Genomic DNA, 23,237 nt, shown 5'->3' with positions numbered 1-23,237 from the left:
GAATCCGAAGAAGAAGAATCTGAAGAAGAAGAATCCGAAGAAGAAGAATCTGAAGAAGAAGAATCTGAAGAAGAAGAATCAGAAGAAGAAGAATCCGAAGAAGAAGAATCTGAAGAAGAAGAATCCGAAGAAGAAGAATCCGAAGAAGAAGAATCTGAAGAAGAAGAATCCGAAGAAGAAGAATCCGAAGAAGAAGAATCTGAAGAAGAAGAATCCGAAGAAGAAGAATCCGAAGAAGAAGAATCTGAAGAAGAAGAGTCTGAAGAAGAGGAATCCGAAGAAGAAGAGTCTGAAGAAGAAGAGTCCGAAGAAGAGGAATCTGAAGAAGAAGAGTCTGTTGACTATGAACTGAGCGATGAAGACGACGTTTATGAAACTGCATCCGATTACGGCTTAGAAGAAGACTGGCTGGAAGAGGACGAAGGGGATTGGACAGAGGAAGACTACGAAGAATTTGCGGGAAAGGCATTCTCCGATAACGAATATCTAGGTGAGACCTTCGATGACTGGATGGTAAAAGAAGGTTATGAAACGGTCGAAGAGGAAGAGTCCAATCAATACTATGAGAAATTATCTTCTCAAAGTCCTGCTGTTGCTTTTGAATCGGTTAAGTTTTTCAAAAAAGGCGGAAAGGTAAAACCGCAAGGATTTTTAACTCCCAAAGCCTTTAAGATCCTTTCTAAATTTTTCGGAAACGATGTGGATGTTACTAATGTTCATTTTGTAGATCCTCCTAGCACATTTGTGGTTCCAAAACCGGAACCTCTACCTAAAAAATTGGCAAAAACGAATCCGAAACAAATCGTCGATTTAAGAAAGTATTGTTCTCCTATAGGAAACCAAAAACAAACGGGACGTTGTAAGGCGTATTCGATGACCCATGGAATCGAAATGCTGCGTATCATGGCGGGCAAAAAACATGTAGAGCTTTCAACAAACTATACTATGGTGAGAACGCATAGAATGTTAGATACATTCACCGACTTTGTGACAGCGCACATGGCAGATGACGGAACTCCGAGCGGATTGGATCCGATTACGAATCTTGTGAAAACGGGAGTCTGTAGCGCCAAACTCTGGCCAAACGACGATGAAGAGCCGACGGTGAGTGAAGAAAAAATGAACAAAAATGCCAAGAAGTATAAACCGAATGTCAAACCTACTACTGTCGGTATAGACGATTTGAAGAAACTTCTCAGTAAGGGAATCCCAATCGTTTTCGGAATGGCAACCGGTCCTGAGTTCGGAAGCATCGGACGGGACGGAATCATGCGACGTGCGGAAGAACCTAGTGGTAAACACGGATCCCATTCCATGTTGATCGTGGGTTATGTGGGGAACTATTTTATCGTGAAAAATTCCTGGGGGAAAGAGTGGGGAGATAAGGGATATTGTTATATTTCCAAACAGATCTTCTCTAAATCGAACCCTAATTTTCATGCATACATCCCTACGAAATCGTTCGAAGAATGATAGAACGCGAAAGGGAAGATAGAGAGATATAATCTCAAGGAAAGGATGATGGCATCGAACTCGTTGGACTCACAGGGAAAATTGCTTCCGATTCAAATCGAATTGGTGGAATCGGCAGGTCCGGTATCTCCGCAGTATCAGTACGATTTGAATTTGAACCTGAAAAACCATGAAGACGGCCTACTACTTAAGTATTCTTATGTGGGAGAATTCGTTTATGGGGTTCCTGAAAAAAAAATCGTTTTCGAGAGCATCCTTTCCAAAGAAAAATCCATAGAATGGATCGATCGTTTGTTGGAACTGAAACCTCTGGGAATTCAAAGAGAATTGCCGGACAATGTGAAAAACAACGTAGGGATCAGTTTCAATAGCCTGCATATAGAGATAGGTGCCTCCGACAAAACGAAAATCATGTATACGTTAGGTGATTTGAGACGGCCTGAATTCGCAAACGAAACAAAGATCATTCAGTTTCTCAAAGAATCGGGAATCAAAAAAGTCTGATCGTTTTTTTTAGTTTGGTGAAAAAAGAAGAATCTCTTTGATACTCCTTCGTTATTCCTTCTTTGTTTGTCTGCTAGGGCTTTCTTTTGCCTGCAAATCTCCCGGTTTGGGAAACGGATGCGATCCTTTCTCTGAGAAATACCGCGATTTTTATTTTCTAAAATCTTTCCTGAAGATCAGCTATGATCCTTGTTCTTTCCAACTTCCCGAAAAGAAGATTTGTGAGCTCCCTCCTTCGGAAGTCATTCGGCCGGAAAATTGGACTTTGGTACAAAATGAACTCAGACTTCAGGCAAGGTTAGGTGCCGGTTCTCCTTCGATCGGTCTTTTGCCGTCTCCTATCAATGGTACTGCGAAATGGCTGGGAGGAGTTTTGGCACCCAACGGAAAAATCTACGGGATTCCTTTTGATGAAAATAACATCCTTATATTCGACCCTTCTACGGAACAATCCGTTACGATTCCCACTCCCGTTACCGGAACGAATAAATGGGAAGGAGGAGTTTTAGCACCTAACGGAAAAATATACGGAATTCCCAGAAATTCGGATGTGATTTTGGTGATTGATCCTACGAACAATACGACTGCGACGATACCTTCTCCTGTCCTGGGAGCATCAAAATGGAGAGGAGGGATACTCGCTCCCAACGGCAAAATTTACGGCGCTCCCATTTTGGAAGATTCCGTCCTTGTGATCGATCCACTTTTGAATACGGCAACCACGATTCCTTCCCCGGTTACTGGTGCGAACAAATGGGAAGCGTTCGTTTTGGCGCCTAACGGAAAAGCGTATGGAATTCCGGTGACTTCCGATAGAATCTTAATCGTAGATACGAATACGGAAACCGTCTCTTCCATCGCTTCTCCCACTACTGGTCTGACGAAATGGAAACACGGGGTTCTGACTTCTTCCGGATTGATTTTCGGAATTCCTTATATGGATAATAATTTTTTGATCATAAATCCAGCTTCGGATACGGTAACCACATTCGTTTCCCCCGTAACGGGAACCGGAAAGTGGAGAGGAGGAGTGCTTTCCCCTGACGGAAATATTTATACAATGCCTGCGGATTACGGAGACGTATTGGTCTTAAATCCGGAAACTATGGCAAGTTTTGTATTGCCAACAGGAGTATCGGGCGGGAACAAATGGGGGGACGGCGTTCTCACTCCTTCCGGAAAGATCTACACCATTCCCCATACGGACAACCAGTTCCTTCGTATAGATACCGCTGCCAAAGGAAAAATCTGTAATTCGATTTTGATGAGCAGTTATTTCAACGGTTACTAACAAACAAAAGATCAAAAATCGATTTCGACAGACTGTTTCCATACGATGGACAGGGAAAAAACTTAAAGCATAAAACCTCCGGATACTTCTATGTCCTGAGCAGTCACCCAACCGAAGTCTTCCGATAACAAGTTTACGATCACTTTTGCAATATCTTCCGGTTTTGCGATTCTGCCGAAAGCAGTTTGTTCCGCTAAGGGTTTGATGTATTCCGGATGTTTGTCGAACACTCCGTCCCCGAAATTGCTGTGAACCGGGCCGGGAGATACCGCATTCACACGAATTTGTCTAGGAGAAAGTTCTTTCGCCAAATAACGAGACCAAGTCGATAGAGCCGCTTTCAAAGATCCGTATACGGAGTATCCGGGAGGAGTGATTTTGCTCGAGTTACTGGATGTGTTTACGATGGCACCTCCGTCTTCCATAAGAGGAACCAATTGTTGCGTCAAAAAGAAAGGCCCCTTAAAATTCGTATTCAAAATGGAATTGAAATAATCTTCCGTGGCATCGGTAAACATCATTCCTCCTCCGATCCCTCCGTTATTGACCAAATAATCGAAAGTTTTTCTTTGCCAAACATCGATGAGGTGCTTTTTGACCGTTTCCGTAAAACCACTGAAAGTCGATTTTTCACTCAGATCCAATTTGAGCGCCACTGCTCTTGTCTTTTTGTTTTGTTCTATTTCCCGAACGATCTCTTCCGCATTCTTTTTATCGGAACGATAGGTGAGTATAACACCGATTCCACGATCTGCCAATTCTAGCGCAGTGCTTCTTCCGATTCCGTTGCTTCCGCCTGTTACAATTGCTACTTTCATTCTATTTACCTTTCCTGTTGAAATGTTTTGTAATCGAATGATAGTTGATTTTGAAACTTGCTACAAGATCCGATTCTGTCGTTTTATTGCCTAATTATGCCATTCATTGTTTTAAAAACTGATATTTTTCTGAATTTTTTGATAAAAATAAGCCTAATTATACCTTTTCATGGTAAAATAAAAGAATGAAAGATGTTTTGAATGAGATCGTTCGATTGACTTCCCATGCGGATACTACTCCCACATCCACAAATCTACCGGGAGTATTGATCATCAAAGGAGAAGTTCCTCAGCATCAGCTTGCCGCAATTTATGAGCCGATGATCGGTCTTGTCGTTCAAGGAGGCAAAACGATTTCTATCGGAGAACAAGTTGTCCACCTCAAAGCTCCTTCTTATTTCGTCATTCCGACGGAAATGCCCGCTACAGGCAGAGTGCATCAGGGAGCAGGCGGACTTCCTTATGTATCCGTGGGTCTTTCTTTAAAACAAAGTTCTCTTCTTGATTTACTCAAAGACCTTCCGAAAGATCTTTCCGAGACAAAAGTTTCAGACGAGTTTTCTGCCTGTCCCGCTACCGAGGAATTTTTGGAAGCTTGGTTGAGAATGTTGCGGCTGTTAAACACCCCGGAACATATCCCAGCGTTGGCTCCCTTATATGAAAGAGAAATACTTTATAGGGCGCTTCTCGGGCCGCAAGGATGGCGTTTAATGCAGGTATGTCGGTCTTACGGGAAAGGTCCGAGTATACATCATGCCATCCGATGGATTCGTAAAAATTATACGGAACCGATGGCAATCAAACGTATGGCGGAAAGATCCGGACTGAGCATCACTACATTCCATCGTCAGTTCAAACAAACCACAGGACTCAGTCCCATTCAATTTCAAAAACAATTGAGACTGTTGGAAGCAAGAAAACAATTGGTCTTCAGCGGCGCTTCCGTATCCGATGCCGCTTTCGAAGTAGGGTATGAAAGCGTATCTCAGTTTAACCGAGAATACTCTCGGTTTTTCGGCGCATCCCCCGCAAAAGATGCCTCTCAACTGAAGCGGATAGAAAACGATCGATTCTCCGGAAACGCCGCCTAACTATGGGTGAATCCCCGATGGAATTTGTAGGAAGAAGTTTCTCTATTCGTAAAATACATAAATGGATGATCGATCCCCATCGGGGACCGGGCTGCTTCGGGGTGCGCTGACGCTCCCGTCGCTTCTGCGACCGAGCCCTCCGCATCCCTTTCACTTATGTTTCCTTTAGGCTAAAAACTCGGTAACTTAAAGATCATAAAATGAGTTTATATTGCACTCGGAATCGCACAGGTAAATCATAGATCCTATGAATGTTTTATTTAAAGTCATCAACTCCTCTCTGGCATTGCTATTTTTCGCTTCCGCCGCATTACAATACAATGACCCGGATCCCATTCACTGGATTTTTATGTACGGATTGGCAGGCATTTTGTGTCTGCTCTCTGTTGCGGGAAAAATACCTTCTTCCTTGATCTATGTATCGTTAGGTGCTGTGGTTTTGCAGTTATTGATTCTTTCCGATGGGGCACTTCAGTGGTATTCCAGAGGGATGGAAAATATGCTTTCTACCCCAATGTCTCAAGAAAAACCCTATATAGAAGAGATCAGAGAATTTTTGGGAACACTCATCGTATGTGTTTCGAATTTGTTTTTATTGTACTTAAAGAAGCGAGAGAACAAATAAGTCTATATAAGATGAATCTTATGTATTAAATTTATCATTCTTGTGAAAAGGATGTGAAGGGCTTGGCCTGCGGAAGCAGGCGGGAGCGATAGCGCACCCCGAAGCAGCCTGACCCCGAAAGATCAGGACAGACTGCATTCGGAAAGAATGAAATTTCTATTTTAGATACATTTTGTTCGGGGATTCACCCGCAAAATACGAATAGAGATGAATCCCTTCCGAAAGTTTTTAGTATCCCTTTCTTGGTTTTACAATCCGAACCAAATCTCCTTCCGCAAAAGTGGTTCTAGGATAATCCACGATCTTGTCTTCCGAGGCGACACCTGTTTTGATTTCTACCGTTTGATCCAAAACTCGATTGATTTCTATTTTAGAAAAATGAACTCGATTTTTGGAATCCAAACGAACGATGCTAGGATTCTCTCCTTCGAAAAATATGCTGCTTGCAGGTATCGTGAGAAGAGGGGAAGAAACTTGAGAACCTAAATTTACCTGCGCATAAGAACCGGGCAATATCTTTCCCTTAGGATTCGGAAGTTCGAATTCTGCTAGAACCGTCTGCGAAGAAGGATCAAAACCTTTGGAGATTGTCAAATAATGTGCCGTAAAGTTTTTATCAGGAAATTCTGGTAGGTTTACCGTACAGGTTAATCCCTTTTTTAGCATAAAACTGAATGTACTGGGAACGGAGACAAATAACCTAAGTTTGTGGACGTCCGCCACTACGAACAATGGAGCTGCATTTTTGGGATCACTTAAGTTCCCTTCCTGGTTCACATAATCTCCTATATTGATGTTACGTTGTGTAACCACTCCGGCAAAGGGCGCTATGATTTTTTTGAAACGGATCATCGACTGCCATTTTTGCCAGTTGTTCTGCATGGCCACCCATTTCGCTTTCTCCAAACCTTGGTCCGCCAATACTTCCGAAATGGCTTGGTCGGAAACGGCATTTGTTTTTTGCAAAGATAGGTATCGTTTTGCTGTGACTTCCGCCAATCTGTATTTGGCTTCTTGTGCGTCTAATTCCGATTTTGCTTTGGAATACTCCGCATCTAAGACAGGGACTTGGATTTCCGCCAGCACTGTACCTGTTTGCACTTCGGCTCCGTAGTCTTTGTGCCAAACCTTCACATAACCGGAAACTTGCGAAAAGAGAGGCGCTTCATTCCACGCTTTGATTGTTCCTGGAAGATTTAAAAATTCCATTTCGTCCAGAGGTTTGGGTTGGACAATGGAAACGGTAGGCATCGCCATTTCTTTGGTTTCCTTTTTTAAATCCAAATAACGATAGAATCGAAATCCCAATTGAAACAAAACGTACAAAAGAAAAAGAAACATTCCGTAATGGAATTTATGTTTTTTGGATATGGTAATTTTCATAAGGACCTCTTTGAGGAATCTTCCTCGGCGGGATTTAGTGCTTCTTCTTCCTCTTTTTTGTTTTTCTCGATGGTTTTATCTTCTATTTTGTCTGTGATCAAATCGTCTTCTAATAGGGAAGCTCCTGGGTTTTGTATCACTTTATCTTGAGGGTCTAACCCCGACTTTATTTCCACATAACGATCAGTAACTTTTCCTACGTCTATCGATTTGAAATGAATTCTTTTGTCTTCGGTTAAAGTTGCCACTCTGGTTCCGCTTTCATCGAATACCAAAGCACTTGTAGGTATGGACAACGAATGATTTTCCATTTCATTCGGCCATTGAACATTGGCAATGGATCCGGGCCAGATCGATAGATCTTTGTTTTCGATCAAAAATTGCGCTAAAACGGTTTGCGAACCGGAATCGTATCCTCTTGAATAATTGTAAAATTTTGCCTTCCAAACTCGGTCTCTGAACTGGGAGATTTGAACGGTGACTTCGAACCCTGGCTTCAGCACAGATACATAAATTTCAGGAACGGACACAAACAGTCGGATCGTATGAATGTCTGCAACAGTGAACAAGTTTTTCTGTCCTTGCCCTTCACTTAAATTTCCTTCCTTGTTTACATACTCTCCTACGTTGATGTTTCTTTGTGTCACGATTCCTGCAAAAGGAGCGCGAATCTCTTTGAAGGAAAGAAACACTTTCTGTTTTTTTACTTGTTCTCCCGTGGCTTTCCATAATGATCTTTCCGCATTCTGACTTGCCTTTGCTACGGATACGGATTGTTCGGATACCGCATTGGATTCCCTTAAAGCATTGTATCTATTCGCGGTGATGTCCGCTAAATCGTATTTCGCTTTCTGAGCTTCCCATTCCGCTTTTGCTTGGGAATATTCCGCATCCAAAATAGGAGCTTGGATGTCCGCAAGCAGTTCTCCTTTTTTCACTTGAGCGCCGTAATCTTTGTACCAATGTTTCACATAACCGGAAACTTGCGCATAAAGAGGAGCTTCATACCAAGGTTTGAGCTGGCCCACAAAGGAAGTGAATGAATCTCTTTGCAAAGGCTCTGGATGGATGAGTATCATTCTATTGGAAAAACTTTCCGGTTCTTTTTCCTTGGAACAGAAGGAGAATGAAATTGAGAAAACAAGCAGTAAAACAGGGATTTGTTTTACTGCGAAATTCTTTTGTGACTTTCTTGGTTTCATTTTTTTCCTCTCTTAGGTGGAGTAACAGGAGTAAGGTTAGGACTTGTGGAAAAACCGGAAGGAGTTTCCTTGTAATAAACGATGGCATAAACACAAGGCACAAAGAAGAGAGTGGCAAAGGTAGCGACTGTGAGTCCGCCAATGACTGCAATTCCCAACGGCGCATTTTGCGAGTTACTGAAAGCCATAGGCACCATACCGATGATCATTGCGGAAGCGGTCATGATCACCGGTCGGATTCTAGCATAACCTGCTTCAATGGCCGCTTCAAGCGCTTTACCGTGTTCTAAAAATCGTTCTCTCGCATAGGAAACCACCAAAATGGAATTAGCTGTAGCAGTGCCCATACACATAATCGCTCCGGTCAGAGCAGGAACGGAAATGTTCGTGTCCGTCAAAAATAAAGTCCAAGAGATTCCCGCCAAAGCTCCCGGTAAGGCGGTGATGATGATGAACGGATCCGTCCAACTTTGAAAATTGACTACGATCAAAAGGTAAACGAGCACGATGGCTAAACTCAAACCTGCAATTAATTCAACATAGGCGATCTTCATTGTTTCCGCCTGTCCGTGGATTTCTACTGCAGCTCCTCTGGGAAGTTCCGACTTCAGTGCATCTACCGCTTTCTGGACGTCGGAAAGAACACTTCCCACATCCCTTCCTTCCGCCGAAACATAGATATCGATCAGTGAAAGTAAATTGTGGTGAGTGATGAGTCCGGGTGTTCCTGTTGCAGTTAGGCGGGCGATGTTCCCCAGCATCTGAACGGAAGAACTGTCTTTGTCGAAATCTCCCGTATTCACGGGAACAGTCAGTAAATCTTGGGTTCGTTTCATTTGCAGCTGAGGCACGTAAATATTGACCTGATAGGAAATCCCGGTTTTGCGATCCAGCCAATACTTTTGATCGATCTGTTGGCTGCCGGAAGTGGTGAGCAGCATATTTTCTGCCAGGGATTTTAAAGGTAAGCTTACATTCAAACCCAGACTGCGGTTTCCTTCCACAAGCAATGTTGGTGTATTCATTGTTTGGTGAATCACTACGTCCGCAGAACCTGTGATTTCTCTCAGTTTGGATTGTAGTTTTCTGGAATATTTGAAGTTTTCTTCCAAATCGAGACCGTTGATCTGAACATCTATCGGTGCGGGCGAGCCGAAATTTAAAATAACGGAAGTCAGATCCGCCGGTTGGAAGGTGAATATGGTTCCAGGATAAAGTTTGGCTAGTTCCTTTCTCAACCGTTTCCTATAATCCCAAACGGGCGAGGATTCGTTCTTTAACGAGATTGTGATGTCACAGTCCTGAGAACCGATGGTGGGAGTAGGGATAAAAGCCATGTTATGCGGACTCACAACGGGAAGACCGCAGTTGCTCAGAACATTTTCCACTTTTCCCGGTAATATTTTTTTGATGTCTTCTGCGACCAATGTGGCGATCCTTCCTGTCACTTCGAGACGAGTGCCTAACGGAGCGCGCATATGCATTTGGATCGTACCGGATTTGATTTCCGGGAAAAAGTCCCTTCCCAGAAAAAAGAGGAAGCCGAGAGAAGAGATCGCAATGAGAAGAAATATTTTTACGAACCTTACACGATGTTCGATCACTTTCTTTAATAGGATGTGGTAATCTTCTCTCATCGTGTTGAATTTAGTTTCAAAACCTTTTTGGAAAGCTTTCAAAAAATGCAAAACCCTGGAAAGAGGACCTTTGGGAACTTTATGTTCTTCATGATGTACCGTATGAGAGTGTTCTTGTAACATAAATTTCGCCATAGTAGGAACAAGAGTTCTCGAAAGTAAAAAGGAAGCCAACATGGCGAACATAACAGCTTTTGCCATCGGCATAAAAAGCCATCCGGAAACACCTGTTAATTGGAATAGAGGCAACCAAACGATTACGATGGCAAGGGTTGCCACGAAGGTAGGGATCACAATTTCATTTGCGGCATCTATGATGGCGGTTTCTAAAGGTTTCCTCCTCTCCAAGTGAGTGTCTATGTTTTCAATCATCACCGTGGCATCATCCACAAGGATTCCCACCGCTAATGCCAAACCTCCCAAGGTCATAATATTGATGGTTTCTCCTGTTAGATGGAGAAGTATCAAGGAACAGAGCAGGGAAAGAGGGATGGATGTGGCGATGATGGCAGTGGCTCTCCAGGAACCTAAAAACAAAAGTACAGCGACTCCCGTAAGTGCCGAAGCAAGCACCATTTCATGAACTACATTTTCAATGGAGTCTTCCACGAATACGGAAGCGTCGTTTAGGATTTTGAATTCCACATCGGGAGGGGCGATGGATTTGATTCTAGGAAGCATGTCTTTGATCCCTTCCACAACTTCCAGAGTAGAAGCATCACCGCTTTTCATCACAACGATGACGACGGATTGTTTTCCATCCACCAAAACGGAGTTCAATTGAGGGGGGCCCGCTAAGGCCACATTGCCTACGTCTCTCATAAAGATGGTTCTAGTTCCGTCCGATTTGATCGGTATATGATTGAAATCTTCCACCTGCATCGGCATGGCATTCGTCATAACCATCCAATCCGTTTTTCCTATTTTTTGATCCCCTGCAGGAAGAACTAAACTTTGTTCATTGAATGCATGATAAACGTCCAAAGGAGATAAATTCCTAGCCATTAACTTTTGTTTGTCTAGGGAGACCAAAAGCTGCATCGGCGTTCCCCCGTAAGGCTGGGGTATGATGGCTCCAGGAATCGTCACAAGTAAGGAGCGAATTCTCATAAAGGCTAGATTATAAAGTTCCGCAGGAGTCATTGAGTTGGATGTCACTTGGAGCATTGCGACAGGAACTGAAGACGCTTCCAAGCGCATGACCATAGGCGGAGAAATGTCCGGCGGCAAAGAGTTTACTACTGTTTGGGAAATCGCGGTGATTTCTGCCTCCGCACCCGCTAAATTTGTCTCCGGGTGTAGTTCAATATTGATGATGCTGCTTCCGTAAAAGGATCTACTGTCTATGCTTTTGATCCCTTCCACGGTTGTGGTAAGTGCTCTTTCAAAAACGGAAGTGATTCTACCGGAAACATCTTCCGGAAGCATGCCTTGATACACCCAAACGACTGATATGACTGGGATTTTAATTCCTGGAAATACATCCGTAGGAGCTTTCCGTATGGTTTGAACTCCGAATAGAACGATGAGGATGGACATCACAATAAAGGTATAGGGTCGATTCAGCGCGATTTTAACGATCTCGTTCATTTAATTTCTCCGTTTGGGAAAGGAATGGGAATTGTGAGATCCTGTTTCTCTTTCTTCTCATTTAAATCAGGGTTGGGGACATCTTTGGATTTTTGGATTTTGTCAGGATCTCCTAACACAGGAAAGGGTTGGATTTCATCATCGCCCGGCATATGTTCTTTCTGCCATCCGCCGCCTAACGAACGAACCAGAGAAACGGTTGCAGTGAGGAAATCCGTTTTGACTTGCACTACGCTTAACTTGGATTCCAAAGTGGACAGCTGCGCATAGAGAATCTCCATACTGTTGCTGAGACCGGCAGTATAAAGTTGAGTGGTCATCTCTTGGGTTAGAAATGCCATCTCTACCGCCTTTTCCAATTTTTCAGTTTCTAAATATAGATACTGCGTTTGGGTGAGATTGTTTTCCACTTCACGAAAGGCGTTGAGAACCGTAGAACGATAGAGATCTTCCGTTTCTCTGTAAACGGACCAAGCTTGTTGTAATTGGGCTCTTCGATACCCTCCTTGGAATAAGGGAACACTTGCCATGGAACCGTAAGACCAATATCCGTTGGAAAGATTGAGAAGATCTTTGCCTCCTTCAAACCCTCCTTTCAAACCGAAGGAAATGTTCGGAAAAAAAGCGGCTTTTGCAATTCCTATCTCTCTATTTGCCCTTGCCATTCTTCTTTCTGCCGAGGCAATATCCGGTCTTCTTTCCAATAATTTAGCAGGAAGAAGGAGGGGAAGTTTGAAACGAACCGCATTTAGGTTGGAATTTTCCGGAATATGAAATTGCGTAGGAGTTCGATTCACTAAAATCGCGATTGCGTTTTCTATAATTTTCCTTTGGCTTAGGATTTCGAAACGTCTCGCTTCGGTTGTTTTTAAAAGATATTCCGCTCGATAAACATCGATTTTCGGCGATAATCCTCCTTTAAATCTTTGGTTCACCAGCTCTAATAGTTTTTCATAATATTGAATGGAAAGGTCATAGGTTTCTTTTTTTGCATCTAAACCGCGTAACAAAAAGAAATCGGTGGCAAGCTCGGATTGTAAACTCAATCTGGCGAGCGCATATTGAGCGGCAACCGATTCCGCTTCGTAAATTTTAGCCCAAGTTTCATTTCGGATGCTGGACCAAAAATCCGGTTCCCAGCTGGCAAAAGAACCTAAAGTAAGATTTTTGTCGTGTGTGGGATCCAAAGGACCGCGAAAGAGAGCATCTTCCGATTGTTTGTTGTTAGATGCTCCAAAGCCGATTCCCAAATTGGGAATCAATTTGGATCTTGACTTCATCACCATGTCTCTCGCTTGAAGAAATCTTTCTCCAGCTGCCTGTAAATCCGGATTGGAAACGAGGGCTTCCTCTTCCAATTGATTCAGAACTGGGTCGCCGAAAAGTTTCCACCAATCCTGAGGGAGTTCTTCTCCTCCCGGATTCGCTTTGACAAAGGGTCCATCCCCCTGCCAAGAATCCGGTACTACAAATTGAGTCGGCTCATATTTGGGTGCCAGATTGATAAATGCACCATTCAAACAGCCGGAAAAGGACAACACGAAACCGATAAGAATGGCTCGTTGGATCTGAGTCAGCATATAATCCTCGTTTTTTTTTGAAAAGACCGCCAAACTCTACGTTAGGGTAGAGCCGTACTCTAAATGTTAGTATTCGGCTTAGACGAGGGGAGGTGGGAGATTTGTATAATGGTGTGCTAAAAAAGAAGAAAGTGCTTTGGAGTGGGAGCCTGAATTTAAGGGGAAAGATACCTTTTGGGTTACAGAAAGAACGGAATGGAGAACCGGATTCAGTAAATCGAAAGAGAAATTAACTTCTTCTCTTTCTTCCTGCTCGGAAGATTCCACAAGAACGTGTGTGGAATTTCTGTCCGTAATTCCCGTTTCGTATTTGTGAAATTCAAAGGATGCCAAGGACAGGAAAACTACGCTCAGGGAGGAGAGCAGTAGAAGGGAACGTTTTATGTTTCTTGGCAAGAACATGACTGACATCCTATATTTCCTTAGTCTGTTTCCCCCTCTCCTTTGGCAATCTTTTTTATAAAAATTCTAAATTTACTTTCGAGACTGCCTGACGTAGATTTTGGGATTCTTTTATATGGTTCAGAGTTTTCGGCGGGATAGATCGGGGGACTGACATATTTCCTCTTTGGCTATAGTGGCATATCATACTTGCTAATCGAGACTATTAATTTCGATATATTTGCAAATTATCATGAGCTTGGTATTTACTTTAAAATTTCTATATACAATTGGTATATATGAGAGTGTGTGCTGAAAAAATCGCACATGTCGTATGTTTTATGGGCGAATCTCTAAAAACTTACATAGTGAGGAATCTCAAGCTTGGCTATTTAAGTCGGTTTATCGATTCCAACCTTAAACAGATTCGTTAAATACAAAATAGAAATAATCAAATCGTATTCGTTTTAAGTTTTTCATATCATTTCGTGATTAGAATTTAAGGAATTTTCATAAATAGTACAATTGTTTTACGAACATTTTTCTTTGTTAGTAGGATTGTTTGTTTTTTTTGAGGGTTTGGAAAATGAATCGACAAGGAAGTATATTGCCGTTAACTTAACGGCCTGTAAGGTGTTTTTCTTGCTATGGTGTATGCATAAGGTTACTCAAGTATTTAGCTTGAGTAACTGGCGCGACAAAGACTTCTCTAATAAATTAAAACACGTATACGGTTTGGATGAGCATAAAAATATTAAGGAAGAAAAAGGGATTCCATTTGCGGTATCCATACTGGTTGAAGTCACGGAAGAAACCACATATGAAATTGATCCTAAAATCCCGAGTTCTCGGCCAGACTATAAAACGATTCAAGCACTGTGCAAACCGACTCAATTGATAAAGCATGAAATGTTTCCGTTAGGTGATACAAAGTATATTAACTTCGAGCCGTCTTGGATCTCTAAAAGTGAATTTTCCGTTAGTTTTGCGGATAATGGTTCTTTAAAAGGAGTTACCCTTAATTCAGATCCAACTGCGTCCATAGAAACTGCCACAAATCTTTTGAAATCCTTTATTCCTACTAATACTACAGTATCATCGGGAGAATCTAGTAGTCCAACGACTGCAGCTACTGTCAATCTGGAAGAGCAAAGAAAGAAGGTATGCATTATCAAATCCTTAAAAAAAACAATTAAGCGCATTTAGCTCGGCAGATTTAAAATTAGAGAAAGGATATTTTTATAAGAAACTTGAAGTTACCCAAAATCCTTTTATCTTAGGATGCTTTTTGACTTGCACCACTGCTAGCCTGGAAGAAAGCCTGGCATATCTGGTTTGATCTGGCCCTACTTAGTGTTTCATCGAAGGGGAAAAATGTTCTTTTCTGTGAAGATGGTGACGAGAGTCTGGCGGGGCAAAGTTTTATTTTTTGCAATAACGAGACAGGAGATGATTCATCGTGAGCCGTCCTTTTAAAGTTTTAGGCATTCAACAAGTTGCGATCGGAGGAGAATCCAAAGATAAGCTAACTAATTTCTGGGTAGATATTTTGGGACTAACCAAAGTGTCCGATTACAAAAGTGAAAAGGAAAATGTAGATGAAGATATTCTATCTTTAGGAAACGGTCCTTATAAGGTAGAAATCGATTTGATGCAGCCGATCGATCCGAACAAAAGCCCTAAAGTGCACGATCCGAAACTCAACCATATCGGTCTTTGGATCGACGATCTTTCTAAGGCAGTGGAATGGCTGACAGCAAAAGGAGTTCGTTTTACTCCCGGCGGAATTCGCAAAGGTGCCAGTGGGTTCGATGTATGTTTCATCCATCCCAAAGGCAACGATGAATTTCCTCTTTGCAGCGAAGGCGTATTAGTCGAGCTTGTCCAAGCCCCCGCGGACGTCATCAAGGCCCTTGGATAACGATTTATCTCCCTTAAAGAAAATCCAAATCAGATAAAAAACGAGGGCAAGGATGGTCAGGATGACGAACTGGGTCAAATGGACTACAGTCGCATAAACGAATCCTTCGCCCGAATCTCTTCCTAAAATCAAAAAGCCTGAAATCAGCGCCGCATGAAACACTCCGATTCCGGATGGTGCGGAAGGGATCGCCACTCCCATTCCTCCTAGGAACATAAACAGAAGCGCTTCCAAAAAGCTGATTTCCATTCCTATCAGTTGACCTGCCAACCAATAAGAAATGGCATACCCGCACACCCAAGTCGGCAGGGAAATCAGTAGAGGTTTGGCGAGCTTATCTCCTCTTAGGAATTCACTGAATTCAACTACTTGATGGTCGAATCTGGTATCATAAAGCTCTTGTTTGCCGATGATGGAAAATAGTTTGCGGAATAAACTGCGGATCGGTTCTAAAAAATAACGAATTGCCAATAAACCCAAGATCATTCCTGTAATGACCAGAGTGGATAAAAAGAGTAGGCTTAAATTTTTACTTTGCCCTAAACCTAGTAAAAACAAAACGGTTGCTCCCACTAAAACGACAGATCCCAGATCCATCACCTTTTCCAAAAAGATTTTGGACACAAGGTTCGTTAAAGGAAGGTTTGTTTCTCTTTTATTGATCATCAGTCGAACAACATCTCCTCCTCTAGCAGGAAGGAGCATATTCAAACCGACTCCTATGACTGCGGAAGAGAGTGAACTCCAGAAGCCGATTTTCTTTTCCAAAAGATATTGCCATCTCAGTGCGAAAGGAAGGAAAGCCCAAAGATTGGAAAGAAAAAGAAGGGGTAGAATCTCCCAACGGATTTTCCCTTCCAATCTTGCGAATTCGTTGATATCGAAATTTTTAAATAAAAAATATACCGCAATTCCTGAGATGCCTATGCCTAAAATCCATTTTTTCATTCGATTTTTACCTGATCAACCCGGCGGCCAAGCTAGATGTCTTCCGCCTAATACATGAAAGTGGATATGATGTACTGTTTGTCCGCCGTGGTCTCCGCAATTGTTTACGACTCTGTATCCTTTTTCATTCACTCCGAAGGATTTCGTGAGTTTAGGAATGGTTTCGAAAATTTTGGAAAGAAAACGGGAGTTTTCCGAATTGATTTCGTTGGCGCTTGCTATATGAGTTTTGGGAATCACCAATAGATGGAGAGGTGCTTGAGGAGTGATGTCGTGAAAAGCGATGATATCCTCGTCCTGATATTCTATTTTTGCGGGAATTTCCCCTTTTGCGATTTTGCAAAAGATACAATTTTCGTTCGTCATTTCTGACCTCCTAAGTTTGAAAATACCAAGCAAGCCGCCCCTAGGCTTCCCGCAAAATTTTTACCGACTTCGATTTTCAATCGTTCGTTTAGAACGGGAAAAATCCTCTTTCTGATTTCTTTCGAGAGTCGTTCTCCGTATAAGTTCCATGAGGCGGTGATCCCTCCCACAAATACGATCGATTCCGGGTTGAGTATGTGGATCGCTCCTCTGACTGCTTCCGATAGACAGATAATTCCGAAGTCTAGAATCTCTTTCGCATTTGCATCGTTAGAGGAAACTTTTTGAAAAAACTCTTCCGCATTTTTCAGGGAGACTCCCGTTTTTTCCGAATATCTTCCTAAAAACCCTCTTGTGGAAAAATAACTTTCCACACATCCTCTTCCTCCGCATCCGCAGACGGCTCCGTCGATCACAACGGTAGTGTGTCCGATTTCGACTCCGTTTCCTTGGAATCCTGAAAAAAGTTTTTTTCGTTCCACAAAACCGCCTCCGATCCCTGTTCCTAAGGTGAGGATCAGTTGGGAATCGGTGTGGGATTGGGAACCGAAGATAGATTCGCCTAATGCGGCACAGTTGGCATCGTTATTATAATAAACCGGTAAGGAAGAGAAAGATTCTATTTTCTCTTTTAAAGGAATGTTTTTTAAACTTGGCATGTTCGCACTGGAGATCAAAATTCCTTTGTCTGCATCGATTGGCCCCGGGGAACCGATTCCGATCCCTTTGATATTCGGATCTCCTAATAAAGGAAGGATGGCTGCTTTGACCGTGTCGATAAAACTATCTTCGTTTAGGGGAGAAGGAATCGGCTGTTTGGATTCTTTTTTTTCTTTTCCTTCTTTGTCGAACAGACCCGCTTTGACGGATCCTCCTCCTATATCGACTCCGATGGCTAGTTCGCTCATCATTTCCCTTTGATCACTTGGTCGAATTGACCCGCTTTCATTTCGTAGATCGTCTGGGCGTCGTATGCCAATTTCATATCGTGAGTGACTAAGATGATGGACAGATTTTTTTTGTTAAATTCGTTTAACAATAGTTGTACGAGATAACTGTTTTCAGGGTCAAGATCCCCGGACGGTTCGTCCGCAAATAAAATGGAAGGATCATTGATCAGAGAACGAGCGATTGCCGTTTTTTGGATCTGTCCTCCGGAAAGTTCTCTGGGAAGTTTGTTTTGGATATTTTCCAATTTCAAATGTTCTATTAAGTAGGTGCATTTTCTTTGGTATTCCGCATTGGAAAACTTTCTTGTGAAAAGGGCAGGGAGAAGAATGTTTTCTCTTACGTTCAGGTTACCGACTAACTCTGAAAATTGGAATACCAATCCCAGTTCGGAGGCTCTCATTTCCGCAAGTTCCTTTTTGGACAATTGCCCAAGTCTTTTGTTATCGAACAAAATGTCCCCTTCCGTAGGAGACAACATCCCCGTCAGAAGAGAAAGAAGAGTTGTTTTTCCTGACCCGGAGGGTCCGATGATGGCAACGTAGTCCCCTTGGTTGATGTCGAAGGAGATGGAACGAACTGCGAATTCTTTCCCGTAGGTTTTGGTGAGATTGTGGACCCGGAGCAACATTATTTTTGTCTCCGTATGGAGCGGTAAGGATCTACAAAACTACTGAGTCCGATTGTGGGAAAAGAGACTACAAAACCTAAAAGTATGAAAAAAGCGGTTCCTGTTCCCCAACTCATGAATTCCAAACCCAGGGTCCAGTCTCCAGGAGGGGAAATGAGTTTCCCTAAAAAGAATCCTACCAGAGAACTGGGAGAAAATAATAGAAATAAGACCAAAGTGTGCAGCCAAATACAGCCTAAACGGTTCCCTCCGACCGCCATCATCACCCCGATATCACCTAAACGGTGCAAGGAATGAAAAAAGAAAAGGCTAGTGAGGGAGAGTAGGCTTGAATAAAAAAGAATTTGGGGAGTTTTGTCAAAGGAAACGATACTAGATAAAGAGATACCACCGAATAAAGACAAATGAATTCGTACAGAGAGATAAAATACAAAAAAGAGCAGGCTGGCGGTCAGACCATAGGCCAGAGAGTAGAGGCGATCTCGCAAAAGAATCCTCCATGCAAACGAAAAATAGGAAAGTGGTGTCACTGTAAGGACAGGTTTAACCTGGTTCTGATTTTTACCAACTAAAATAGGATTCTAGGAAGTAAGCGAAATTGGCATTTTTTATCTTTGTGGGAATCGGGCTGATATTACTCGGTTTTTTGCTCACATTCATCATAACTCAAAAAAGAGATGGTTACAGCAAAGCACTCAGTTTGGCTGCTTTGGGGAATTATCTGGACGCTAGAGCCATCGTCCGCGAAAAACTGGAAGAAGATCATCAAAATCCTTACGGACATTATGTGATGGCAAAAATCTATTCGATGGAGAACGATCCGTTGAATGAAGCCAAACATTTGGAAATCATAAAGAAAAATAACCGTTATACGAAAGAAATCGATCTTGTTACAGTCTCCAACAGAGTCGCTGATATTTATTATAATAAGGATTATTTCGAAGAATCTTTCTTTCACTACCTGGACACTTTGCAAACGGACAGATCCAATCCTACCGCATGTATGAGATTGGGTTTTATGGCACTCGGACAGAAAGAATTCAAAATAGCGGATCATTTTTTCGCAAGACTCCCTGAAGAAAAAATGAATTCTTCCCTCTACTTCATTGCCAGAGGAGTGATCTCAGGAGTGACTGGAGCGGGAAAAGAAAGGGAATATTTCGAAAAAGCATATCAATTGGAAAAATCAGCAGTGTCAGGGTTTTTATATGCGATTTCACTTTCCCGCGAAAACAAACATAAGGAAGCAGTGAAAATCGCATCCACTATCTCCGATCAAGTGGAAGACGAATACGTTCGTTATACGATCTTTCAGTTTTTGATGACAGAAGCCATCCTGCAGCAAAACTTTCCCGACGCTCTTAAATACTCCAGGCTTTGTATGGAAATGGCAAAGTTAGGCGGTTGGACGAGTGAGTCCATAGAAAGTAATATCCATTTCGCAATGGTATGTGTGTATATGGGAAGATACGAAGACGCTTCCGAATATCTGATCGAAGCTGAAAGCGAAAGATTGGATGATCCGGAAGTGGTCGCACTTGCGAATTTAAAATACAAATTGGAAAGGGAGCTGGGAAATCTGGACAGTCTTTCTCATGAATACGATTTGACCAGAGAGCTGAATCTTTTATCCGTAACTCTTTTTCCTAACTCACGTTATTTTGAACTCAGTGGAATGAGATCATCCAAACCGTTCAATATCAAAGGTTTGGTGGACGACAACGGGAAAAAAATCGCAGGCAAATTAGATATGGTCGGCCTGGATAAATTCGAAAAGTTCATCGCAATGACAGGCACTCAATTCAAAAACCAAGCCACTAGAATCATTTTGGCAATGGGATACAGAGTCACGAAAGAACTGGGAAATACGGACGGAGAAGGCGTGAACCTTTTGGGCTCTTCCAAAGAGAATGTGGACCAGAGAGCTTTGTTTCGTGTAAGAAAATGGAAAGATGCGAAAGTATCCGACGTATTCCTCAGAGAGATGGTGGGGCAAATGCAGGAGTTAGGTGCAAGCAAAGGTTATGTGATCGGGAACTTCGAAGTGACTGAGGGCGGTAAAAAGATCATCGCATCCAGCGCTAACTCTTTGGAGATCATCAACGGAGATAAATTCGAAGATCTTTTGGAAAGGACAATGTAATGTATATTAAACATTTTGTATCTTTCGTATTTCTGGTTTGTTTTTTGGTTCGATGTAACTCTTTCGAGGCAAAGGCAGGAACCAGGGAAATGGATCCTATATTAGCAGCCCCTCTTGTCTGTCCTTTTTCTGTCGAGATAGGTACGATCTACGGCAAACAAGGAAAACCGGAAGATGCAAAACTCATCTTATCTCTGATTGAAATCCTTCTTTCCGATATATGTGCTGGGAACTTAAATCATCTTCCCGAATGGGTACATCCTGAAACGGGACTTTTTGTGGATGCGAAAGGTCATTGGACAAAAGATGAAGTTCTGAAAGATCTCGCGGATCCCAAAGGGTATTTTGCCACCAATTTTTGGAGAGGCGATTTGTTAGACGAGAAAAAAAAGACCACTGGAAATCTTACCATCCAAAAAGCGTTTCAATCCGCAAAATTGATTTATGTGGATTATTTTTTCGATTCCTCCCTTGAATCGGAAGTTCAATTCCGATTTTTGGAAAATCCGAAAAATGCTCGTTACTTGATCAATCCTATATTCCAAAAAATAGATGGTAAATGGATGCTCCTTCGGATGTTTTAACATCTATGTCCGAAAATTTTACCATCCTTTCTCCCGATCTTTCCCGCCTTTCTGAAACAGCACTTATCTTCGATGAATACAGGCAGTTCTATAAAAAGACGAGCGATTTGAAATCCGCAGAAGGATTTTTACGCAACCGTTTGGAGAATGGAGACAGTAAAATATTTTTACTCATGCAAGGAAACCAAGTTGCCGGCTTTATGCAGTTATACTACGGATTTTCTTCCCTTTCCATGTTGCCTGCCTTGGTGTTAAACGATCTTTTTGTCAGAGAGAATTTCAGAAAACAAGGAGCGGGAGAGTTGTTGGTTCAAACCGCTGTGCAGTTCGGAAAGGAAAGAGGAGTGGCCTACCTCAGTTTGGAAACCGCTCCCGATAACCTCAAAGCCCAAAAACTTTATGAAAAACTAGGTTGGGAAAAAGACACAGAGTTTTTTCATTATAGCATCAGCCCGAAATAGTTCCATTTGTTCTTGCAAAGGGAAGGAAAATCCCTTCAAAATCGATGAGTATGAAAAAACGAATTTTGTTTCTCTCTGCCATTTTGATCCCTTCTCTTATTTTTTTCGCAGTGCTTTGCATTGGTTTTTTACTTACATTTCATACGGATGTCTCCAGGTATTCCGAACTCTACATTCCCCCCACGGAAAAGAATACCTCCGACCTCAAGATTACTTTTTTAGGAACATCCAGTCTTTTGTTTCAAGACAAAGATACTTCTTTGTTAGTGGATGGGTTTTTTACAAGACCTTCCAAATTTCGAGCGATTTTAAAAACTGTTGAACCAGATACTGAGATCATTCAAAACGTTTTGGACCAACTACAAGTGAAGAAGTTGGATGCTGTTTTCACTGTACATTCCCATTATGATCATGCGATGGATTCAGGGATCATCGCCAAACAAACAGGAGCTTTCCTTGTAGGAAGCGATTCCACCGCTTATATAGGACTCGGTTCCGGTCTGGAGGAAAAATTCATCCGTCGTGTGAATGCAAAGGAAACGCTTCAATTCGGGAAATTCAAGATTACCATTCTTCCTTCCAGGCACAGTCCTCATGCAAGATATGAAGGTGAGGTCACGGCGCCTATTTCGACTCCTGCAAAAATAGAAGAGTATAAGGAAGGAGGAGCTTTTTCTCTTCTGATCGAAAGAGAAGGCAAATCCGTATTAGTGCAAGGAAGTGCCGGTTTTATTCCAGGTGCTTTGAAAGAATATGATGTGGATCTTTTGTACTTGGGAGTAGGAGGACTCGGAAAAAATCCCGAGTCTTACAGAGAAGAGTATTGGAAAGAAGTTGTTGAAGTTACCAGACCCGAACAAATTGTACTCATTCATTGGGACGATTTTTTTCTTCCTTTGGAAGAGACTTTGAAACCTCTTCCTCCTTTCTTTGATGATTTCGATGCGACTATGGAATTTATGTTGGGCAAAAGCAAATCATCGAAAATACCTCTCTTTTTGCAGGAGAGGTATTCCGTTCACTCTTTGTAAAAGGAAAAAACAAGTTAGCGGGTGATGACTTTACGTACAATCTCTCCCGCTTCCAGGTCGGGAGATGTTTTTCTAATCGCATCTACCTCTCTTTTGGCGGTTTTTTCATCGTATCCCAATTGAATCAATGCAAGGATCGCTAAGTCGTCTTGTACATTGGCTGGAACCGATTCCCTAGTGGATTCTTGTAGAAACGATTCCAGTTTTTTCAGATTTTGTTTGATTTCGAATAAAATTTTCTCGGAAGTTTTCCCTTTCACTTTGGGAATTTTTTCCAAAGTTTTACGGTCATCCGCCTGGGCGATTTGGTACAATTCGTCCGCTTGGAAGAAAGAAAGAATTTTTAAAGCGGTGAGTTCTCCGATTCCATGGAGGGATTTGATGAGCTTAAAAAGTTCCCTGTCTTTATTGCTGGGGAAACCGAATAGTTTTTGGCCTCTGTCCGTAATGGAATGAAAGATATGCAGATACACTTCCTTTCCAACGGATTCTCTCAAACTGAGATGAAGGGGGAAGGGAATGAGAACTTCATAACCCACTCCTGAAACTTCGATGAGTATGGAATCCAAATCAAGTCGAAGGAGGGTTCCTCGTAAGCTGGCAATCATAGTTTACTTGCAGATTAGGAA

General features: G+C 42.2%; 23 protein-coding genes. 11 read left to right on the top strand and 12 right to left on the bottom strand.

Going from position 1 to position 23,237, the window contains the following annotated elements:
- From EHS15_RS09620 to EHS15_RS09610, 3 genes are all read left to right on the top strand, one after another.
- Positions 1-1,473 (top strand): C1 family peptidase (locus EHS15_RS09620; RefSeq protein WP_167884202.1); only part of this gene is annotated, 1,473 nt, incomplete at its 5' end.
- Positions 1,474-1,518: 45 nt separating this feature from the next.
- A complete protein-coding gene (locus EHS15_RS09615) occupies positions 1,519-1,977 on the top strand; it encodes a hypothetical protein (protein ID WP_135760351.1) in 459 nt (152 codons plus the stop codon).
- Between the two features lie 37 nt (positions 1,978-2,014).
- A complete protein-coding gene (locus EHS15_RS09610; protein ID WP_246052036.1) occupies positions 2,015-3,268 on the top strand; it encodes an NHL repeat-containing protein in 1,254 nt (417 codons plus the stop codon).
- 62 nt (positions 3,269-3,330) lie between these two features.
- Here EHS15_RS09610 and EHS15_RS09605 read toward each other — a convergent pair whose 3' ends face one another.
- A complete protein-coding gene (locus tag EHS15_RS09605) occupies positions 3,331-4,086 on the bottom strand; it encodes an SDR family NAD(P)-dependent oxidoreductase (protein WP_135760350.1) in 756 nt (251 codons plus the stop codon).
- A 185-nt stretch (positions 4,087-4,271) separates the two neighbouring features.
- On the opposite strand from EHS15_RS09605, the gene EHS15_RS09600 reads away from it, so the two are divergent.
- A complete protein-coding gene (locus EHS15_RS09600; RefSeq protein ID WP_135760349.1) occupies positions 4,272-5,177 on the top strand; it encodes an AraC family transcriptional regulator in 906 nt (301 codons plus the stop codon).
- A gap of 247 nt (positions 5,178-5,424) precedes the next feature.
- Positions 5,425-5,802, top strand: coding sequence for a transmembrane 220 family protein (locus EHS15_RS09595; RefSeq protein WP_135760348.1), 378 nt, complete (start codon positions 5,425-5,427; stop codon positions 5,800-5,802).
- A 228-nt stretch (positions 5,803-6,030) separates the two neighbouring features.
- Here EHS15_RS09595 and EHS15_RS09590 read toward each other — a convergent pair whose 3' ends face one another.
- From EHS15_RS09590 to EHS15_RS09570, 5 genes are all read right to left on the bottom strand, one after another.
- Complete coding sequence (locus EHS15_RS09590; RefSeq protein WP_135760347.1) at positions 6,031-7,185, bottom strand: efflux RND transporter periplasmic adaptor subunit; 1,155 nt, start codon at positions 7,183-7,185, stop codon at positions 6,031-6,033.
- The gene (locus EHS15_RS09585) at positions 7,182-8,387 is read right to left on the bottom strand and encodes an efflux RND transporter periplasmic adaptor subunit (protein ID WP_135760346.1); all 1,206 of its coding nucleotides are present in this window, start codon (positions 8,385-8,387) and stop codon (positions 7,182-7,184) included. Before EHS15_RS09585 ends, EHS15_RS09590 begins: the two co-directional genes overlap by 4 nt.
- A complete protein-coding gene (locus EHS15_RS09580) occupies positions 8,384-11,614 on the bottom strand; it encodes an efflux RND transporter permease subunit (RefSeq protein WP_135760345.1) in 3,231 nt (1,076 codons plus the stop codon). The genes EHS15_RS09585 and EHS15_RS09580 overlap by 4 nt, the downstream gene beginning before the upstream one ends.
- The gene (locus EHS15_RS09575; RefSeq protein ID WP_135760344.1) at positions 11,611-13,194 is read right to left on the bottom strand and encodes an efflux transporter outer membrane subunit; all 1,584 of its coding nucleotides are present in this window, start codon (positions 13,192-13,194) and stop codon (positions 11,611-11,613) included. The genes EHS15_RS09580 and EHS15_RS09575 overlap by 4 nt, the downstream gene beginning before the upstream one ends.
- A gap of 78 nt (positions 13,195-13,272) precedes the next feature.
- Positions 13,273-13,605, bottom strand: coding sequence for a hypothetical protein (locus EHS15_RS09570; protein WP_135760343.1), 333 nt, complete (start codon positions 13,603-13,605; stop codon positions 13,273-13,275).
- Positions 13,606-14,121: 516 nt separating this feature from the next.
- Between EHS15_RS09570 and EHS15_RS09565 the strand changes: the two genes are divergently transcribed.
- Both EHS15_RS09565 and EHS15_RS09560 read left to right on the top strand, forming a co-directional pair.
- Positions 14,122-14,781: a hypothetical protein gene (locus EHS15_RS09565; protein ID WP_135760342.1), complete on the top strand. Its 660-nt coding sequence runs from the start codon at positions 14,122-14,124 to the stop codon at positions 14,779-14,781.
- A gap of 253 nt (positions 14,782-15,034) precedes the next feature.
- Positions 15,035-15,496 (top strand): VOC family protein, encoded by a 462-nt coding sequence (locus EHS15_RS09560; RefSeq protein ID WP_135760341.1) that lies wholly within the window; start codon positions 15,035-15,037, stop codon positions 15,494-15,496.
- Here the strand turns inward: EHS15_RS09560 and EHS15_RS09555 are convergent.
- Genes EHS15_RS09555 through EHS15_RS09535 form a run of 5 tightly spaced genes read right to left on the bottom strand, consistent with a single transcriptional unit; the run spans position 15,446 to position 18,877 of the window.
- On the bottom strand, positions 15,446-16,444 hold the full coding sequence (locus EHS15_RS09555; protein ID WP_135760340.1) for a lysylphosphatidylglycerol synthase transmembrane domain-containing protein: 999 nt from the start codon (positions 16,442-16,444) through the stop codon (positions 15,446-15,448). The two genes, EHS15_RS09560 and EHS15_RS09555, sit on opposite strands and share 51 nt — an antisense overlap.
- Positions 16,445-16,459: 15 nt before the next feature.
- Complete coding sequence (locus tag EHS15_RS09550; protein WP_135760339.1) at positions 16,460-16,810, bottom strand: histidine triad nucleotide-binding protein; 351 nt, start codon at positions 16,808-16,810, stop codon at positions 16,460-16,462.
- Positions 16,807-17,721 (bottom strand): ROK family protein, encoded by a 915-nt coding sequence (locus EHS15_RS09545; protein ID WP_246052034.1) that lies wholly within the window; start codon positions 17,719-17,721, stop codon positions 16,807-16,809. The genes EHS15_RS09550 and EHS15_RS09545 overlap by 4 nt, the downstream gene beginning before the upstream one ends.
- The gene (locus tag EHS15_RS09540) at positions 17,718-18,389 is read right to left on the bottom strand and encodes an ABC transporter ATP-binding protein (protein ID WP_135760338.1); all 672 of its coding nucleotides are present in this window, start codon (positions 18,387-18,389) and stop codon (positions 17,718-17,720) included. The genes EHS15_RS09545 and EHS15_RS09540 overlap by 4 nt, the downstream gene beginning before the upstream one ends.
- Positions 18,389-18,877 carry an ABC transporter permease gene (locus EHS15_RS09535; RefSeq protein WP_246052032.1) on the bottom strand — a complete coding sequence of 163 codons (489 nt, stop codon included), beginning with the start codon at positions 18,875-18,877 and terminating at the stop codon, positions 18,389-18,391. Before EHS15_RS09535 ends, EHS15_RS09540 begins: the two co-directional genes overlap by 1 nt.
- A 110-nt stretch (positions 18,878-18,987) precedes the next feature.
- Between EHS15_RS09535 and EHS15_RS09530 the strand changes: the two genes are divergently transcribed.
- The 4 genes from EHS15_RS09530 to EHS15_RS09515 are packed head-to-tail and all read left to right on the top strand — an operon-like array spanning position 18,988 to position 22,608.
- Complete coding sequence (locus EHS15_RS09530) at positions 18,988-20,532, top strand: tetratricopeptide repeat protein (RefSeq protein ID WP_135760336.1); 1,545 nt, start codon at positions 18,988-18,990, stop codon at positions 20,530-20,532.
- A complete protein-coding gene (locus EHS15_RS09525; RefSeq protein ID WP_135760335.1) occupies positions 20,532-21,116 on the top strand; it encodes a hypothetical protein in 585 nt (194 codons plus the stop codon). The genes EHS15_RS09530 and EHS15_RS09525 overlap by 1 nt, the downstream gene beginning before the upstream one ends.
- Positions 21,117-21,121: 5 nt before the next feature.
- Positions 21,122-21,577: a GNAT family N-acetyltransferase gene (locus tag EHS15_RS09520; protein WP_135760334.1), complete on the top strand. Its 456-nt coding sequence runs from the start codon at positions 21,122-21,124 to the stop codon at positions 21,575-21,577.
- 50 nt (positions 21,578-21,627) lie between these two features.
- A complete protein-coding gene (locus tag EHS15_RS09515) occupies positions 21,628-22,608 on the top strand; it encodes an MBL fold metallo-hydrolase (RefSeq protein WP_167884201.1) in 981 nt (326 codons plus the stop codon).
- Between the two features lie 14 nt (positions 22,609-22,622).
- Here the strand turns inward: EHS15_RS09515 and ruvA are convergent, their stop codons facing one another.
- Positions 22,623-23,216 carry a Holliday junction branch migration protein RuvA gene (ruvA, locus tag EHS15_RS09510; RefSeq protein WP_135760332.1) on the bottom strand — a complete coding sequence of 198 codons (594 nt, stop codon included), beginning with the start codon at positions 23,214-23,216 and terminating at the stop codon, positions 22,623-22,625.
- Positions 23,217-23,237: the final 21 nt, after the last annotated feature.

Origin of the sequence: Leptospira idonii (assembly GCF_004770995.1) — a bacterium.
Classification (GTDB): domain Bacteria; phylum Spirochaetota; class Leptospiria; order Leptospirales; family Leptospiraceae; genus Leptospira_A; species Leptospira_A idonii.
This window is presented reverse-complemented; position numbering and strand designations above follow the sequence as displayed.